This is a genomic window from Devosia neptuniae (genome assembly GCF_025452235.1).
Classification (GTDB): Bacteria; Pseudomonadota; Alphaproteobacteria; order Rhizobiales; family Devosiaceae; genus Devosia.
The window spans coordinates 2,986,689-3,003,154 of record NZ_CP104965.1; the positions used below are offsets into that span (position 1 = coordinate 2,986,689).

At 61.7% G+C, this 16,466-nt stretch carries 13 protein-coding genes; 9 read left to right on the plus strand and 4 right to left on the minus strand.

Features of this window, described 5'->3' with window-relative positions; all coding sequences use genetic code 11:
* The first annotated feature begins 23 nt into the window (after positions 1 to 23).
* The 3 genes from arfB to N8A98_RS17495 are packed head-to-tail and all read left to right on the plus strand — an operon-like array spanning position 24 to position 2,860.
* On the plus strand, positions 24 to 461 hold the full coding sequence (gene arfB / locus N8A98_RS17485; RefSeq protein WP_262167206.1) for an alternative ribosome rescue aminoacyl-tRNA hydrolase ArfB: 438 nt from the start codon (positions 24 to 26) through the stop codon (positions 459 to 461).
* The gene (locus N8A98_RS17490; RefSeq protein WP_262167208.1) at positions 451 to 1,461 is read left to right on the plus strand and encodes an NAD-dependent epimerase/dehydratase family protein; all 1,011 of its coding nucleotides are present in this window, start codon (positions 451 to 453) and stop codon (positions 1,459 to 1,461) included. The genes arfB and N8A98_RS17490 overlap by 11 nt, the downstream gene beginning before the upstream one ends.
* Positions 1,462 to 1,477: 16 nt before the next feature.
* On the plus strand, positions 1,478 to 2,860 hold the full coding sequence (locus tag N8A98_RS17495) for a phosphohexomutase domain-containing protein (protein ID WP_262172052.1): 1,383 nt from the start codon (positions 1,478 to 1,480) through the stop codon (positions 2,858 to 2,860).
* Between the two features lie 55 nt (positions 2,861 to 2,915).
* Here N8A98_RS17495 and N8A98_RS17500 read toward each other — a convergent pair whose 3' ends face one another.
* Positions 2,916 to 4,703, minus strand: coding sequence for an aq_1923 C-terminal domain (locus tag N8A98_RS17500; protein WP_262167210.1), 1,788 nt, complete (start codon positions 4,701 to 4,703; stop codon positions 2,916 to 2,918).
* 187 nt (positions 4,704 to 4,890) lie between these two features.
* Positions 4,891 to 5,679 (minus strand): sugar transferase, encoded by a 789-nt coding sequence (locus N8A98_RS17505; protein WP_262167212.1) that lies wholly within the window; start codon positions 5,677 to 5,679, stop codon positions 4,891 to 4,893.
* Between the two features lie 456 nt (positions 5,680 to 6,135).
* Between N8A98_RS17505 and N8A98_RS17510 the strand changes: the two genes are divergently transcribed.
* The 6 genes from N8A98_RS17510 to N8A98_RS17535 all read left to right on the plus strand — a co-directional run bounded on the left by N8A98_RS17510 (position 6,136) and on the right by N8A98_RS17535 (position 12,779).
* Positions 6,136 to 7,587, plus strand: a complete 1,452-nt coding sequence (locus tag N8A98_RS17510) for an oligosaccharide flippase family protein (RefSeq protein ID WP_262167214.1) — start codon at positions 6,136 to 6,138, stop codon at positions 7,585 to 7,587.
* 202 nt (positions 7,588 to 7,789) lie between these two features.
* Positions 7,790 to 8,566, plus strand: coding sequence for a glucose-1-phosphate cytidylyltransferase (gene rfbF, locus N8A98_RS17515; RefSeq protein WP_262167216.1), 777 nt, complete (start codon positions 7,790 to 7,792; stop codon positions 8,564 to 8,566).
* A 90-nt stretch (positions 8,567 to 8,656) separates the two neighbouring features.
* On the plus strand, positions 8,657 to 9,964 hold the full coding sequence (locus tag N8A98_RS17520; protein ID WP_262167218.1) for an NAD(P)H-dependent oxidoreductase: 1,308 nt from the start codon (positions 8,657 to 8,659) through the stop codon (positions 9,962 to 9,964).
* A 14-nt stretch (positions 9,965 to 9,978) separates the two neighbouring features.
* Positions 9,979 to 10,527: a dTDP-4-dehydrorhamnose 3,5-epimerase gene (gene rfbC, locus N8A98_RS17525; RefSeq protein ID WP_262167220.1), complete on the plus strand. Its 549-nt coding sequence runs from the start codon at positions 9,979 to 9,981 to the stop codon at positions 10,525 to 10,527.
* A gap of 3 nt (positions 10,528 to 10,530) precedes the next feature.
* Positions 10,531 to 11,652 (plus strand): NAD(P)/FAD-dependent oxidoreductase, encoded by a 1,122-nt coding sequence (locus N8A98_RS17530; protein WP_262167222.1) that lies wholly within the window; start codon positions 10,531 to 10,533, stop codon positions 11,650 to 11,652.
* 83 nt (positions 11,653 to 11,735) lie between these two features.
* Positions 11,736 to 12,779 carry an NAD-dependent epimerase/dehydratase family protein gene (locus N8A98_RS17535; protein ID WP_262172053.1) on the plus strand — a complete coding sequence of 348 codons (1,044 nt, stop codon included), beginning with the start codon at positions 11,736 to 11,738 and terminating at the stop codon, positions 12,777 to 12,779.
* Here the strand turns inward: N8A98_RS17535 and N8A98_RS17540 are convergent.
* Together N8A98_RS17540 and N8A98_RS17545 are read right to left on the minus strand one after the other, a co-directional pair.
* Positions 12,776 to 14,302, minus strand: a complete 1,527-nt coding sequence (locus tag N8A98_RS17540; protein ID WP_262167225.1) for an oligosaccharide flippase family protein — start codon at positions 14,300 to 14,302, stop codon at positions 12,776 to 12,778. The two genes, N8A98_RS17535 and N8A98_RS17540, sit on opposite strands and share 4 nt — an antisense overlap.
* Before the next feature lie 36 nt (positions 14,303 to 14,338).
* On the minus strand, positions 14,339 to 16,465 hold the full coding sequence (locus N8A98_RS17545) for a right-handed parallel beta-helix repeat-containing protein (RefSeq protein WP_262167228.1): 2,127 nt from the start codon (positions 16,463 to 16,465) through the stop codon (positions 14,339 to 14,341).
* Position 16,466 lies beyond the last annotated feature (1 nt).

Genomic DNA, 16,466 nt, shown 5'->3' on the forward strand with positions numbered 1-16,466 from the left:
GCTCTTGCGGTAGAGTTGAGACAATGCCTGATCCCATCGTCATCACCCGCACTGTGAGCATCGATCCCTCGGAAATCGAGGAGACTTTTGTGCGCTCGGCAGGGCCGGGCGGGCAGAATGTCAACAAGGTGTCGAGCGCGGTGCAGCTGCGGTTCAACCTGATGGCGTCGCCCAATATTCCCGAGGCGATGAAGCGGCGGGTCGCTGTGCTGGCCGGCAAGAGGCTGACCAAGGATGGCATTATCGTCATCACCGCCAATGCCTATCGCGACCAGCCGATGAACCGGGCGGATGCGCAGCAGCGGCTGGTGGATCTGCTGGTGGCGGGGGCGCATGTGCCCAAGGCGCGGGTGGCGACGCGGCCGACATTTGCATCCAAACAGCGGCGGCTGGAGGGCAAGGCCATCCGCTCGAGCACTAAATCCCTCAGAAACAGAAGGCCGGACCTCGATGGAGCCTAAGCGTATCTTCGTGACGGGAAATGCGGGGTTTATCGGGTTTCACCTGGCGCAGCGGCTGCTGGCCGATGGGCATGTCGTCACCGGCTATGACGGGGTGACCGATTATTACGATGTGAGTCTGAAGCGGGCGCGGCTGGCGCTATTGGCGGAGCAGCCCAATTTCACCTTTGTCGAGGCCATGCTGGAGGATGGGGCGCGGCTGAAGCAGGCGCTGGCCGAAAGCGGGGCGCAATGGGTGTTTCATCTGGGGGCGCAGGCGGGGGTGCGCTACAGCATCGAGCATCCGCAAAGCTATGTGCAGTCGAATCTGGTGGGGACGTCGAACCTGCTCGAGGCGGCGCGGGAGACGCCGCCGGAGCATCTGATTTTTGCCTCGACCAGCTCGGTCTATGGCGGCAATACCAAGATACCCTTTGCCGAGACCGACCGGGCCGATAGCCCGGTATCGCTTTATGCCGCGACCAAGAAATCGGGCGAGGCCATGGTGCATTCCTATTCGCATCTATGGGGCATTGCGGCGACCAGCGTGCGGTTTTTCACGGTTTATGGGCCGTGGGGCCGGCCGGACATGGCGCTGTTCAAATTCGTTTCGGCGATGCAACAGGACAGGGCTATCGACATTTATGGCGAAGGCAAGATGCGGCGCGACTTCACCTATGTCGATGATCTGGTGGATGCGCTGGTGCGGCTGGCGGGGGCGCCGCCGGTGAAGGGGCAACCGGTGAAGGGGGACAGTCTTTCGGCGGTGGCGCCCTATCGGGTGGTCAATATCGCGGGGGGCAAGCCGAGTGAATTGATGGCGTTTGTCGCAGCGGTCGAGAACGCCATGGGGCGCAAGGCCAAGCACAATATGCTGCCGATGCAGCAGGGCGATGTGGTGGCGACGCAGTCGGACACGGCGCTATTGCATGAATTGATTGGGGTGCTGCCGGAGACGCCTATCGAGGTGGGTGTGGCGCGGTTTGTCGAGTGGTACCGGCATTATTACGGCGTGAATTGAGAGAAGCGATTTGACTATTTTCAGCCTGAAATTTGGGACGAGCGGCCTGCGTGGTCTGGCGGTGGAACTGGAGGGGCAAGCGGCGCGGCGTTATGTGGCGGCGTTTTTGCGGCATGCTGGGGCACTGGGCCAGCTGGGCGGCGGCAAGGTGTTTATCGGGCGGGACTTCCGGCCTTCGAGCCCCGCTATTGCCAAGGATTGCGCGGCGGCGATCGGGCTGTTCGGGCTTGAGGCGGTGGATTGCGGCGAAGTGCCGACGCCGGCACTGGCGCTGCATGCAATGGCGGCGGGTTGTTGCGCCATCATGATTACCGGCAGCCATATTCCCTCGGACCGGAACGGGCTGAAATTCTATGTGCCGGGCGGGGAAATCAGCAAGGCGGATGAAGCCGGGATTGTTGCGGCGTTGCGGGATGAGGTCGTGCCGGATAGCGCGGCGGGGATGCGCGATGAATTTGATCTCGTCGTGGAGCGCTATGTCGCGCGCTATGCCGGGCTGTTGCCGGAGGGGGCGCTGACGGGGCTGCGGGTTGGGGTGTTTGAGCATTCCAGCGTGGCGCGGGATGTGTTGGGGCAGGTCATGCGGCAGGCGGGCGCCGAGGTGGTAAGCCTGGGGCGCACGGAGGAATTCGTCGCGGTCGATACCGAGGCGTTTGGCGATGCGGTGTTTGGCCCGCTCAAGGGGTGGATCGAGAGCGAAAAGCTCGATGCGATCGTGTCCTCGGATGGCGATGGGGATCGGCCGCTGCTGATGGATGGCAGGGGTGAGTTTGTGCGCGGTGACGTGCTGGGGCTGCTGGCGGCGCAATTGCTCGGGGCAGGGACGGTGGTGACGCCGGTGACGTCCAATTCGGCGCTGGAACGGACGGGGTTTTTCGAGACGGTGCTGCGGACCAGGGTGGGCTCGCCCTATGTGATCGAGACGATGGAAACGGCTGATAGCGTGGTTGGCTTTGAGGCCAATGGCGGCACGTTTGTCGGCAATGGAATTGCAGGGCTCGACCCGCTGCCGACGCGGGATGCGGTGTTGCCGCTGCTGTGTGCGCTGGGGCTGGCGGCGCGGCGGGGCGTTGGGGTGGACGCGATCGTGGCGGAGCTGCCGCTGCAATATGCGCTGGCGGATCGGCTGCAGGATGTGCCGGCGGAGAAAAGCGCGGCGTTCTTGCGGCGGCTGGGTGAGGATCGCGCTTTTGCCGAAGCTTTTTTTGCGCCGCATGGGATTGCGAGCCTGTCCACGATCGATGGCCTACAGTTCCGCACGCTGGCAGGTGACATGGTGCATTTCCGGGCGTCGGGGAATGCGCCGGAGCTGCGGTGTTATGTGGAGGGGAGCACGGCCGAGGTGGCGCGGGGGCTGCTGGATTGGGGAATGAAGGCGGCGGCGGAGCAGGTGCGGTAGAGCTTTTGGGTGTCACGGAAAAAAGGCCGCTCCCTGGGGAGCGGCCTTTTTGTTTTTATTTGGCGACGGCTTCGATGTTGACCTTGCCGATGAGGGAGGCGGGGTCGTCTTCGGCGGCTATGAAGTCGAACAGGCCCAGGCCCGGGTCGGCCTTGGCGGTCATGTCGATGGTGAGCTGCTTGGCCTTGCCGCTGACGAAGCTGTTGATGGCGGCGCCGACTTTCTGGGCCTCGGCGGCGCCGGCGAGGAAGCCGACTACGGTGCCTTCGGCCAGCCCGGCAAAGATCGGACGCATGGCGGCGGGGTCGGTGCCTTGTTCCTTGGCGACGGTGGCGAGGATGATGTCGGAGAGGCCGGCATCGGTCACGTCGACCCGCAGGTGATTGATGGCCAGGGCCATGGCCGCCGTCATGGCCGCATTTTCGTTGAGGCCGAACAGGGCTTCGGTGGCGTTGGTCAGGGTGCCGGTGAGCAGGACCGTGGCCAGATCGGCGCCGGTAATCGAGACCTCGTCAATGTCGATCGTGTTTTCGGCCTCGTTCCATGACGCGTCGACAGTGAAGCCGGCGTCTATCGTGGTGACGCCCAGCTCGGCCAATTGGCGGATCTGCTCATCGTCGCTGTCCTTGGGCAGATCGACGACGATATTGCTGGCCGAGGTGAGCAAATCGGTGGGGATGCCATTGCGATAGGCGCCCAGTGTGAGATCGAAGGCGCCGATGCTGGCGGCGATGCGGCCATCGGCATTTTCCGGATCGGGCACGTCCACATCGACATCGGCAAAGGAGAAGCCGGTGAAGGCGGGGATCAGTGAGCGGCCATTGGCTTCAAGCCAGGCCTGATCGATGGTTTCGGGCGCGGCCTGCACCACGGCGATGGGGCCGCTGAGATCGGTTTCCTTGATCGCGATGGTGCCCACGCCGACCTTGCCGTCGCCCTCGACGGTGATGTCCAGCCCGCTCAGGGTGATCGCCGGATAGATGCCGGGGCTCATGCCGGCCATGGTCATGCTGTCGAGCGAGAAGTTTATGGGGCGATCCTGCTCATCGACGCCGCTGCACTCGAAGCCACCGAATTCCACCGGCGAGGATTCAAAGGCGGTGAACATATCGGCATAAAGATGCATCAGCTTGCCGATGGTCTCGGGCGAGGGTGTTTCGCCCTCGTTTTCCGCGGCTTCACTGAGGGCGATGAAATCGGCAAAGCTGAAATTCAACGGGCGCGCCTTGAATTCGGCCGCCGTCATCGGGCCGAACGTGCAGGACATATCGGACGCCGCGACAGTACCGCCCTCGAATTTGAGATCGGTATAGATGGTCTCCAGTTCCGTCTGGTCGGCAGCGTCGACCAGGCCATACATGCCCAGGACGCCTGAGATATTGAAATTGCTGGCGGAGAAGGGGCCCATATCGGCCGAACCCTTGTCGCCGCTGTCAAAGCCGGATTCGGCCAGCTTGACCGAGCCGGCAACGCCGTCCGCGACGTCGCTCAGCACCAGATCGGTGAAGGTGATGACCGTGTCGTTGGTTTCTTCGCCAATAGTGGTGGTGACGTTGACCAGGATTTCGGGAATGGTGATGCTGGTGGCGCTCAGGCCCGCCAGTTCCTCGGCGTGATCGGTGACATTGCCGCTGAAAATGTCGCGCAGAATGGCTTCATCGAGATTGGAATCGATGGCGTCCACGGTGGGGATTTCCACGGTAAATTCGGTGACGGGCGCGGGAGCCGGGGCTGGGGTCTTGACCTTCTGCGCCCAGGCGGTGCCAGCGGGCAGGGCCACGCTCAGCAGGCAGGCTGCGGCCACGGCGCCGAGGCGCTGCCGGGAAGTCGGGCTTATCATCATCAATCTTCTCGCGGTTCGTTTGGCGCGCAATCTGCGGCATTGAGCCGATTGCTTCAATAGCCAAAGGAGAGGCGAATTGTCCGTTGCGGGCGGCCAGTGTCATGGCGGCGACACCTGCTTCAGGACTGGGAGGCCATGCGGCCTAACCGAGCGCGGCAGATCGCGCCCGGACGAGATCGCAGCGGGCTCAGGAGCCCGTGCCGCGCAGGAATTCGCGGTGCATGGTGATCAGGATGATGCGCAAATCCAGCAGCAGCGAGAAATTCTGGATATAGGCGACGTCGTGATCGATCCGGCCAATGGCCTGCTCGCTTTGCGAGGTGGGGCCGCGATAGCCATTGGCCTGCGCCCAGCCGGTGAGGCCCGGACGCATGTGGCGGCGATAGCTGTAATAGGGCACCAGATGCTCGTAGGGCAGGCCGGCGGCCAGTTGCCCCTCGACATGGGGGCGTGGCCCCACCAGGGACATGTCGCCCCGCAGCACGTTGAGCAATTGGGGAAGCTCGTCAATGCTGGTGCGGCGCAGGAAGCGGCCAAGCGGCATGATGCGCTCGTCTTCGGCCACGGTCTGGTCGACACCATCGGTATTGCAGCGCTCCATATACATGGAACGGAACTTGAAAATCGTGAAGATGCGGCCGCCCTGGCCCACGCGTGGCTGGCGGAACAATGCCGGCCCGGGATCGGACAAACGAATGGCCAGCGTTACCATCAGCAGCAGGGGCAGGAGGAAGGCGAGAGCCAGCAGGGACACAACAATGTCGAATGCGCGCTTGAGCGTCAGCTCAAGCTGGCGGCGCGACGTCATCGTCAGGTCAGCCGGATACTTGCCTGTCCAAAACGAGCGCAAGCCATTGGCAGACCGCTCGCTCAGGCGCGCGGAAATCTGAGGATAGGGAAGTGCAGGCACGTCATTATTATTTGCAGAAGCGGAATAGTCTTGCAGCAGATGCGGATTGCTACTGTCGAACGACATAGTCTTCACCCTCACGAACCCGCCATGCGCCCGCCGCTGCGGTGGCATTAATAGTCTGTTAATGATCGCATGAGGCTTGAATCCTGGCAATAGGGGGAGCGCAATGTGAACACTTCGTCATGCCGTTGATGTACTTAGGAAAATTTCCTGAACACGCGCAATTGTGTTGCATGAAATCAACATTGTTTGTCTCAATATTTGTCCTTCTGGTTCATTTTTTCTTCGGCAGGCTCGTAACTGGCAAGAATTTGGCTCGTGATGATTCTGTATTGTAGGTTAACTTCAGTTATGCATTCATCATAAATAAAACGCGGCTTCTTTGTTCAGTGCGCAGGTATTTGCTGTGTTTCCCTTTTCCGATCGAGCTCGGATGCTCTTGATCTCGCTGATCCGCGGGTGTCGATCAGCTCAATTTCTGCATCATCGATGAGCTATGCCGGGAAATTTCGCCGAGGCGTGGCGTGGTCGACACTGGGGAGTGTCGGCAACAACCTGGTCAGCTTTCTGGTTTTTGCCCTGGTGGTTCGGGTCGTCGAGCCACGGGTAATCGGCGTCATGGCCGTGGCGTTGATCTTTGTCGAGATGGGCAAGATCTTCGTCTATGCGGGGGTTCCCGATCTTATCGTGCGGCAAAAGGTATGGAGCGATGGCTTTGCCATGATGTGCTTCTGGCTGAACCTTGCAGCAGCTGCAATTACGGCGCTCCTGGTTGTCGGCATTGTCGGGCCGCTGGTCGATATCTACTTCGCACAGGGCACCGTGGTGGTGTTGGCGGTGCTCTCGTCCTGCTTCATTATCGATAGTGTTCGCGTGGTGCCGGAGGCCAGGCTGCGGCGCGATCTGGATTTTAAGACGCTGGCCCGCCGCGGCGTAGGCGCCAATGTCCTGTCCGGCATATTGGGTGTGGCCATGGCGCTGACGGGCTGGGGCATCTGGGCGCTGGTTGCCCAGCGGATCTGCAGCTCGTTGCTGACGACAGTCTTTACCCTGGTGGCCGCCCGATGGGTGCCCACCACCTGGGGCAGTGTGGAGGGACTATGGAGCGTGATCGGCCATTCCGTGGGGCTGGTCGGGGCGGCGCTGCTGAAATTGCTGTCGGAGCGACTGCCCGACCTGATGCTGGGCCTAGCGCTGGGGCCGGTGCCCGTGGCGGTATTTCGGGTCGGTTCGCGCGGCTTCGACGCGCTGGTGCAATTGACCATCAATCCGGTGCGATCGACCTCGCTATCGGCCTATGCCCAACGCGCCCATACAGGGCGGCTTGGGGAGAGTGTGATCAATTCGCTGGCCGTCATATCCATGCTGACATTCCCGCTGTTTTTCGGCGCGGCCAGTGTGGCGCGGCCATTCGTGGTGCTGATCTTTGGCGAGCAATGGCGTAGTTCGGCGGTGATCATGCAGGTCTTGTGCATGGCAAGTCCGCCCTTGCTGCTTGGGGCTATGCTGCAATCGGCGCTGTCGGCCAACCATGATACCAAGCTGATTTTTGGCCTGAACGCGGTGGCGGCGGCCACGACCTTTGTAACCTTGCTGGTTTGCGTGCCGCTGTTCGGGCTGGTAGGGGCGACTGTTGCGCTCGCCATCCGCAGCTATCTGGGCATGATCTTCAATATCGCCGTCACCAGCCCGGTGATCGGCATGCGGCCCTGGCCGGTGATCGTGGTGCTGCTGCCGGCGCTGGCGGGAAGTGCGGTGACGTTGACGTCGGTGCTGGCGCTCGATCGCTATACGCTGTCGGGGTATCCCGAGATCATCGCGCTGGGGATTTCGGTGGCATTTGGCGCGGTGCTCTATCTGTTGATCATGGTCGTAATATTCAGGGACCACACCACGCAATATATAGGTGATTGGCTCGGAAAGCTGCCGAAATTTCCAAAATTGACTTTGGTTCGACATGTTAATCGATAAGTATGCAATTGATCTGACAGAAAGTACTGTTGTTTTGTATTGCAATAGCGATCGGATGCGCTAGTTTATCCTCAAGTGTAAATAGCCCTTAAAATAAAAGGCACCGCGCCTGGCGAGCTCAGATCTTCGGCGTGATAGGTTTTGTGCGTTCTTTTGTGGGCTGCAAACAAGAATGAAGATTGCGTAGTAAGCGGGTGGGGGCATGAAAGTAGCAGTTCTTGCGGGTGGTTTCGGCACGCGTCTCAGCGAGGAAACCGCCATCCGGCCCAAGCCCATGGTCGATGTGGGTGGCTACCCGATCCTCTGGCACATCATGAAGATCTATGCCCATCACGGGCTGACCGACTTTGTCATCCTGGGTGGATACAAGGTCGACGTGATCCGCGATTACTTCCTCAATTATCGCGCCAAGCTGACCGATTTTACGGTTTCCCTGCGCAGCGGTGACGTCAAATGGCTAGGCAAACCCGTCGAAGACTGGACGATCACGGTGCTCGATACGGGTGATGACGCAATGACCGGCGGCCGCTTGCGGGCGGCGCGGGATTATCTCTCCGATGGCACATTCTGCCTGACCTATGGCGATGGCGTGAGCAATGTCGACGTCAATGCGGTCATCGACCTGCATAAGCGGCAGAACAATCTTTGCACGCTGACCGCCGTGACCCAGCCGGGGCGCTATGGCGCGCTGCGCATGCAGGAAGACGGGCGCGTGGACGGGTTCCGCGAGAAGGGCGCTCACGATGGCGGGTTGATCAATGGCGGATTCTTCGTATGCGAGCCGGAAGTGTTCGACCTGATCGACGGGCCGCAGACGGTGTGGGAAGGCGAGCCGATGGACCGGATGATCGCCAAGGGCAAGCTCGGCAGCTACCACCATCAGGGCTATTGGCAATCCATGGATTCCCTACGCGATCGCAAGATCCTGGAAGAGGCCTGGGCGACCGGCAAGGCACCGTGGAAGGTTTGGGCCGACTGATTTGGTGAGGGGGTCTGCAAATGGCGGTCTTCTGCGCTCCATTTTGGCTTCGTCCCAATCTAGTTTTGTGCGCGTTAGGGAAGACATTGCATGATTATCGTCGATACAGCGCTGGCTAAGCGGGAGTCCGAGGGACGGCCGATCAAGGTTGGGCTGGTAGGAGCGGGCTTTCAGGGCGCGGGCATTGCGCTGCAGATTTTGACGGCGACCAAGGGCATGGTGCTGTGCGCCATTGCCAACCGGCGGATCGAGCCCGCCATTGCCGCTTTCGGGCAGGCGGGGATTACGCCAAAGGTGGCGCATAGTGCGGCCGAGTTGAACGCCGCGATTGCCAGCGGCACGCCGGTGGTAACCGAGGATGCGGTGGCGTTGGCGGAGGCGGATGGGCTCGATGCCATAGTCGAGGTGACGGGTTCCATCGAGCATGCGGCGCAGGTGGTGCTGGCGGCAATCGAGAGCGGCAAGCATGCGATCCAGATGAATGCCGAGCTGGATGGAACCGTGGGGCCGATCCTCAAACGCAAGGCCGACGCCAAAGGCGTGATCTATAGCTTTTCCGACGGCGACCAGCCGGGCGTGCAGATGAACCTGATCCGGTTTGTCGCGGGGCTCGGGGTGAAGCCGGTGCTGGCGGGCAATATCAAGGGTTTGCACGATCCCTATCGCAACCCGACGACGCAGAAGGCGTTCGCCGAGAAGTGGGGGCAGAAGCCGGCCATGGTGGCGTCGTTTGCCGATGGCACCAAGATTTCCTTCGAGCAGGCCATCGTGGCCAATGGCACGGGCATGAAGGTGGCGCGGCGCGGCATGCTGGGGCCGGATTTTTCGGGCGGCGATCCGACGGCGCCGCTCAAGCCGCTGGAAGAAACCGTCGCCGCATTCAACGAGCATATCGACCCGGCGGGGCCGGGGCTGGTGGACTATGTCGTCGGCGCGCGGCCGGGGCCGGGCGTGTTCGTGCTCGGGGCCATCGAGAACGAGCGGCAGAAGCATTTTCTCAATCTCTACAAGCTCGGGACCGGGCCGTATTACTGTTTCTACACGCCCTATCATCTCTGCCATTTCGAGGTGCCGACCTCAGTGGCGCGGGCTGTGTTGTTCAGTGATCCGGTGCTGACGCCGGCTGGTGGACCCAGCGTGGGGGTGATCGCTGTGGCCAAGAAGGACCTAGTAGCCGGCGAGGTCATCGCGGATTTCGGCGGCTATGAAGTCTATGGCGTGGCGGAGAATATCGAGCCGATCCGGGCCGAGAAGCTGCTGCCGATCGGGCTGGCCTTGGGCTGCTCGATTGCCCGGCCGGTGGTCAAGGATACGCCGCTGACCTGGGATGACGTGGTGTTTCCGCAGGGGCGTTTAGTGGACCGGCTCTATGCGGAACAAGAAGCGGCCTTTGCATAGTTGGAACGACGATTATGATCTTTCATGAGACGAGCCTGGTCGATGCCAAGCTGATTGAGCTGCAGATGCGCGGGGATAGCCGCGGTTTCTTCGCGCGGACCATGTGCAAGGATGAGTTCAAGGCCCAGGGCATGGATCTGGACTATGTGCAGCAAAACATGTCGGTGTCCGCTCACAGGGGCACATTGCGCGGCATGCATTATCAGCTGGCGCCCAATGCCGAGGCCAAGCTGATCCGCTGCGTGCGCGGGGCCATTGTCGATATCATCGTCGATTTGCGGCCCGGTTCGGCCAGTTTCCTCAAGCATGAGGCGTTCGAGCTGAATGAAGACAACAAGCACGAACTCTATGTGCCGCGCGGCTTTGCCCATGGCTTCCAGACACTGACGGATAACGTGGAGGTTACCTATCTGGTGTCGGGCTATTACACGCCCGCGGCCGAGCGGGGGCTGCGGTACAATGACCCGAAGCTCGGGATTTCCTGGCCGCTGGAAGTGACCACACTGTCCGACAAGGACGCTGCATGGCCACTGATCGACGACTCGAGCAGAATCGAGATCTGAGCCATGCAAGCGGTCGGCGCCATTGTCATCGGGGCAGGGGTGGTCGGACTGGCCGTGGGCCGGGCACTGGCCATGGCTGGGCTCGAGACGGTGATTGTCGAGGGGGAGAGCCATTTCGGCACCTGGACAAGCGCGCGCAATAGCGAAGTCATTCACGCCGGCATTTATTACCCCAAGGGGTCGCTCAAAGCCTCGCTCTGCGTGGAGGGGCGGCACGAGCTTTATGCCTATTGCCGGGCGCGGGACCTGCCGCACCGGCAATGTGGCAAGCTGATTTTTGCGCATACGGCCAATGAGACGGGCGAACTGGACAAGATTGCGCGCAGCGCTGTCGATGCAGGGGTGGATGATCTGGTGCGGCTGAGTGGTGCCGAGGTTTCCGCGATGGAGCCCGCGCTGAGGAGCTATGAGGCGCTGTTGTCGCCTTCGACGGGGATCGTGGATTCACATTCCTTCATGCAGTCGCTGCTGGCCGATGCGGAGGCGCATGGGGCGATCTATGCGGCCGGTAGTGCAGTGACGCGGATTTCGCGCCAGAAGGAGGGGTGGGCCATTCATGTCGGCGGTGATGAAGAGCCGGTGGTGGTCGCGCCGTTCCTGGTCAATTCGGCGGGGCTGACGGCGCATGAGGTTGCTGGGGTGGTCGAGGGGCTGGACGCAGCATTTGTGCCGCCGCTGCATTATGCGCGGGGCGTTTATTTCAGCTATTCGGGGGCGAGCCCGTTTTCGCGGCTGATCTATCCGGTGCCGGAGCCGGGTGGGCTGGGCACGCATTTGACGCTCGATCTGGCCGGGCAAATCCGCTTTGGGCCCGATGTCGAGTGGATATCGGGCATCGACTACAAGGTCGATCCGAACCGGCATGGCAAATTTTACGCGGCGGCGCAGCGCATCTGGCCGGAGATCGATCCGGAGCGATTGCGGCCGGGCTTTGCCGGGATCAGGCCGAAACTGTCGGGGCCCGGGGAGCCGGCGGCGGATTTCGTCATTTCGGGGGAGGGTGAGCACGGCCTGTTCGGGCTGGTCAATCTCTTCGGCATTGAATCGCCGGGGCTGACCTCTGCGCTGGCGATTGCGCGGGTGGTGCGCGAGATGTTTCTGAGCGACGCGCGAGTTGCAGCCTGAAAAAGAATAAATCTTCTGCGCTGTGCATCGGTGCGGTAGAACAGAAATAGCGGCGCCAAGACCAAAACCGGAATGGTGATATGATGAAGATCTTGATTGTCGGCAATATGGGTTACATCGGCCCGGTCGTCGCCCGGACATTACGCGCGAAATACCCCGACTATATTATCGATGGGTTCGACAATGCTTATTTCGCCCATAGCCTGACCTCGCGTTCCGGCCTGCCAGAGCGCCATCTGGACAGCCAATTCTTTGGCGATGTGCGCAGCATAAAGCCGGCGCAGCTTGAGGGCTATGATGCGGTAGTGGAGCTGGCCGCGGTGTCCAACGACCCGATGGGGGACCGCTATGCGGCGGTGACTGCCGAGATCAACCAGGGGGCGACGACGGCGGTGGCCGAGATGGCCAGCAAGGCGGGGGTGAAGAACTTCGTCTTTGCCTCCAGCTGCAGCGTCTATGGCGTTGCCGAAGGCGGGCCGCGCAAGGAGACCGATGCGCTCAATCCGGTGACGGCCTATGCCAAATCCAAGATCGGAACCGAGGAAGCGCTGAGTGCGCTCGATACCGATATGGTGGTGACCAGCCTGCGGTTTTCGACGGCGTGCGGCATGTCGGACCGGTTGCGGCTTGACCTGGTGCTGAACGATTTCGTGGCCTGTGCGCTGAGCCAGGGCAAGATTACAGTATTGAGCGACGGCACGCCGTGGCGGCCGCTGATCGACGTGCAGGACATGGCGCGGGCCATGGATTGGGCGATCCACCGCAGCGCCGATAATGGCGGGCAATATCTGGTGTGCAATACCGGCTCGAATGACCGCAATTATCAGGTGCGGGACCTGGCCAATGCGGTGGCTAAGGCCGTGCCGGGCACTGAAGTCAGCATCAATACCGACGCGCCGGCGGATAGCCGCTCCTATCGGGTCAATTTCGACAAGTTTGCCGGGCTGGCGCCCAAGCATCAGCCGCAGGTGACGCTGGCGCAATCGATCGAGCAGCTGGTGAGCGGATTGCGTGGGCTCGACTTTTCGGATGCCGATTTCCGCAGTTCGCAGTTGATCCGGCTCAAAGTCTTGGAGCGGCATATTGCGAACAAACAACTGACCGATGGATTGCGCTGGACCAACTAGCTGCCGAGGCCGGCTTTGTGGCCGCGCAGATGGGCGCGGTCCAGCAATTTGGTCCAGGCGGCGGGGAGTTGCAGCTTGGCGAATTGGGGGAAGATTTCCGCTGCGCCGGAGAGGGCTGCCAGGGTTGAGCGGCGGAAGATTATGCCCATCATGAATGCGTAGATGGCGATGCCGGCGGCAATGAGCAGCGGGATCTGCACCAGCATGTGCTGGTTTTGCAGGAGCGTTGACAGGGCCAGCAGGGCGCCGAGCATGATCCAGCTTGAGAGCAGGGACGGGAAGGCGGCCCGGAGCGCCTTTGTGGCGGTGATGCCGATGGTTTTGGCCGCGAGGATGGTGCTGAAGACGGTACCCAGATAGCTGCGGATTGCCAGGGCGGCCGCCGACCAGACGAGGCCGTGGAGGGGGATAGTCACGAGCAGGACGAGCACGGTCGAGGCCGCCGAGACGACATAGAGCGAAAAGATCAGCTTGGTATTGCGGGCGGCGGACAGAGCGGCGTGGAGCAAGGTCGAGACCATTGCGGCGGGGGCGGCGGCGCACAGAATGCCCATGACCACGGCGGAATCGTCCCAATTGGGGCCAAAGATCAGGATCACGAAATGCCCGGCCAATGCTGCGGCGCCGAGGAAGACCGGGAAGATGAGGATGCCGAGCACCCGGAGCGTGCTGAGATAGGCTTGCCCCAGAATGCCCTCATGTTCCTTTTGCGCGAAGCTGCTGAGGGACACCGAGCTGATCGGGTTGACGGCCAACTGGAACAGGGCCTCGAAGCCGCGGGCGCCGACGCGGTAGAGCGCGACGGGGACGGGGCCGAGGAACAGGCCGAGCATCAGATCGGGGAGGCGGGTGGTGAGGAGCTTCAGCAGTGACGCGCCAGCCAGGCCCATGCCGTGGGCGGTGGCGCTTCCGGCGCCTGTGAACGAAACTTTGAAGTGCGGGGCCCATCCGGCGGCGGCCAGGGTGAGGATTGTGGTGAGCAGGGAACTGGACACACGCTGCGCGACCAGCGCCCAGATGCCCCAGCCGGTGAGGGCCATGCCGATGCCAAGCACGCCCGAGAGGATATTGGCGATGAGGCCGCGCCGGGCCAGGGCGCGATAGTTGAAGTCCCGGCGCAGGCGGGATTCCGGCACGACGCGGGCGGCGTCGATGAGGAAGCAAGTGGCGAGAACGGCCAGGATCGGCGTGGTGCCGGGAGCGAAATTGATGTCGGCGAGGGGACCAACAATGAACACGACGACCAGGGCCGATAGCGCGCCCACGAGCATGTTCAGCCAGAAACACATGTTGGCGTAGCCGTCGCTCCACTCTTTCTGGCGCACGATTAGGTCGGGCACGCCGGCAGAGACGAAAATCTTGCCCATGTCGACGAAGACCACGGCAAAGGCCAACACCCCAATTGCCGATGGCTCGACCAGCCGCACGATCACTGCAAAGACGGCAAAGCCGACCAGATTGTTGGCGGCATTGCCCAGCATGGACCAGGCGACGCTCGTTACGAAACGGCGATGCGAGCTCATGCGATCCCGATCATTGCAAGGTTAGGTCGCCCGCTTTCAAGCGGGCGGCTGATAGCTGTGGCCACGATAGACATCGAGCGCATAGAGCGTGCCTTTCCCTGCGGCGTCTCCGCCGGCGCGGCCGGATACACGCAACGGGGCGGGGCTGGCATTGAGGGCTTCGACGGGACTGGGCGAGCGGCCGGCGGTGACGCCATCGACGATCAGCTCGATATAACCATCGGCGGATTTGCTGACGACCACGTCATAGACGCGCTCAAAGGCGAGTTGGGGGCCGGCTATGACGTTCTCGTCCTGCGAGCGGCCGTTGGTCGACCAGACAAAGCTCAGCTTGCGCTCCTGATCCAGGCGGAACAGGAAGGCGCGCTGGTTGGACGAGGATTGCCATTTGCTCAGGACATTGAGCTCGTCCGTGCCGTTGTCGGCATCGAGGCTGAAGCGCAAATGGATGTAGAAAGGGCCATCGAGGGTGAAATTGGCGGAGCTCGGGATTTCGAGATAGGTGTCCTTGCCGGAAAAGCGCAGGCCGCCATCCTGGAAATCGGCCGTGCCGGTGAGGACAGGCTGATTGAGGCCGACGGCATCGGTGACGGCGTCGATTTGTGCGCCCGGTGCGAAGGCCAGGGCAAGGACTGCGCCAGCCCCGACGGGGTTTTCCTTGGCCTCGACCGTCAGCTCTTTTTCGATGGCAATGCCGCGGCTATCGCGGGCCTGCAGGATCAACTGGCCGCCCCGACTGCCATCGGGCACGTCGAGGCTGACGGTTTGGCCGTCGAGCTCAGGGAGCAGGCTGCCGTCTTTCTCGGCAACGCGCCAGGTGACGTCGCCATCGGCCTTGAGGGGAATGGTCAGATGGGTGCCGGCAATGGCGAGGATCGGGCTTTCGGTCAATACCTGATCGACACCGGTATCGGCAGCGGAGCCAACGACGATTTTGGAGCTTTCCGCGGTGGCGGAGAACAGCTTGGTGGATTTTGACAGGCGGGACGTGTCGGTATCGACCAGGTGGACGGCGACGTTGGCGCCTTCGGCATAGATGGCGATGTCGTTGCTGCCGCCGGCAAGCACGCCATTAGTCCACAGGACGCTGGCGGCCCAGCGTTCACTGCCCTCGGCGCCGCGCAACCACATGTGGTGAGTGTCGCCAACGCCGCCACGATTGCGTGGAGCTATGCTGGAGCACCCCTGCAATTCTACGGGCCGGCGGCCGGTACCGCCCCAGATGCGGTAATTGCGCTTATTGTCTTGGGAGACGCAATTGACCAGTTTGGTGCCTTCAGATTTCAGATCATAGCCACCATCGGAATTGCCGTAGGAGCGGTGGTTCTGGATCAGGATGTTGGAATTGCCACGTTCGCTGGCGATGCCGTCACCATTCCAGTATTTGTCGCCGTCATTGTGTTGTTCCATGCAATTGGCGGTGAAGCCGCCGACGACCCGCAGGCCATTGGCGCTGTCATGGCATTCGATGCCGACGGCGAAGCTGTCGCCATATTGCTGGCCGCTATCGAGTTCGCAGTTTTCGATGGACCAATTCGAGCAGCGGCCGTGGAAGCGAATGGCTTTTTTGGAAAAGCCGCGGCCGCTGAAATTGCGGATGGTCACATTGCTGATTGACGAGCCGCCATTGGTGTAGATGCCGTCGCGAATATTGGTGAAGGCGACGTTTTCGATTGTAATGTTGCGAGCGCGGCGATCGCTCATATCGAGTACGCGGCCAACATTGCGGATGTCCAGATTAGCCAGCCGCAGATTGGAGCCATTCTGGCCGAGTTCGAACAGGGTATTGCCGCCAAACTGGGAGGCGTTGACCTTCCCGGAGGTCCAGCCGCGGCGGGTGCCGACAATGCGGGCGGTGCGTGGGCCAAGATTTCTGCTGGAGCCGAAAATGGTGACTTCGCCGCCGCTATCCCCGAAAATCTCAATGGGTTTGTCGACCTTGTATTGTCCATCGGCGAGCAGGGCGATGAGCCCGCCAGCGCCGACCATTTTAATCAGCGCGGGCAGGTTGGTGATACTGGCCGCGTCTTCCCATGAGGTGCCGTTGCCTTGGCCGTTCGGTGTGACATAGGCAACGTTGCTGGCGGCCAATACGCGGCCTGCGGCCTGGCTGGCGACAAGGCCGGTGGCGGCAGCCAAAAAATGCCGGCGCGTCAAATTCATA

Bases quoted from the DNA above. Each gene is read 5' to 3' on its own strand.
- arfB (WP_262167206.1), top strand. From the start codon at position 24: ATGCCTGATCCCATCGTCATCACCCGCACTGTGAGCATCGATCCCTCG.
- N8A98_RS17490 (WP_262167208.1), top strand. From the start codon at position 451: ATGGAGCCTAAGCGTATCTTCGTGACGGGAAATGCGGGGTTTATCGGG.
- N8A98_RS17500 (WP_262167210.1), bottom strand. From the start codon at position 4,703: ATGATGATAAGCCCGACTTCCCGGCAGCGCCTCGGCGCCGTGGCCGCA.
- N8A98_RS17505 (WP_262167212.1), bottom strand. From the start codon at position 5,679: ATGTCGTTCGACAGTAGCAATCCGCATCTGCTGCAAGACTATTCCGCT.
- rfbF (WP_262167216.1), top strand. From the start codon at position 7,790: ATGAAAGTAGCAGTTCTTGCGGGTGGTTTCGGCACGCGTCTCAGCGAG.
- N8A98_RS17520 (WP_262167218.1), top strand. From the start codon at position 8,657: ATGATTATCGTCGATACAGCGCTGGCTAAGCGGGAGTCCGAGGGACGG.
- rfbC (WP_262167220.1), top strand. From the start codon at position 9,979: ATGATCTTTCATGAGACGAGCCTGGTCGATGCCAAGCTGATTGAGCTG.
- N8A98_RS17530 (WP_262167222.1), top strand. From the start codon at position 10,531: ATGCAAGCGGTCGGCGCCATTGTCATCGGGGCAGGGGTGGTCGGACTG.
- N8A98_RS17535 (WP_262172053.1), top strand. From the start codon at position 11,736: ATGAAGATCTTGATTGTCGGCAATATGGGTTACATCGGCCCGGTCGTC.
- N8A98_RS17540 (WP_262167225.1), bottom strand. From the start codon at position 14,302: ATGAGCTCGCATCGCCGTTTCGTAACGAGCGTCGCCTGGTCCATGCTG.
- N8A98_RS17545 (WP_262167228.1), bottom strand. From the start codon at position 16,465: ATGAATTTGACGCGCCGGCATTTTTTGGCTGCCGCCACCGGCCTTGTC.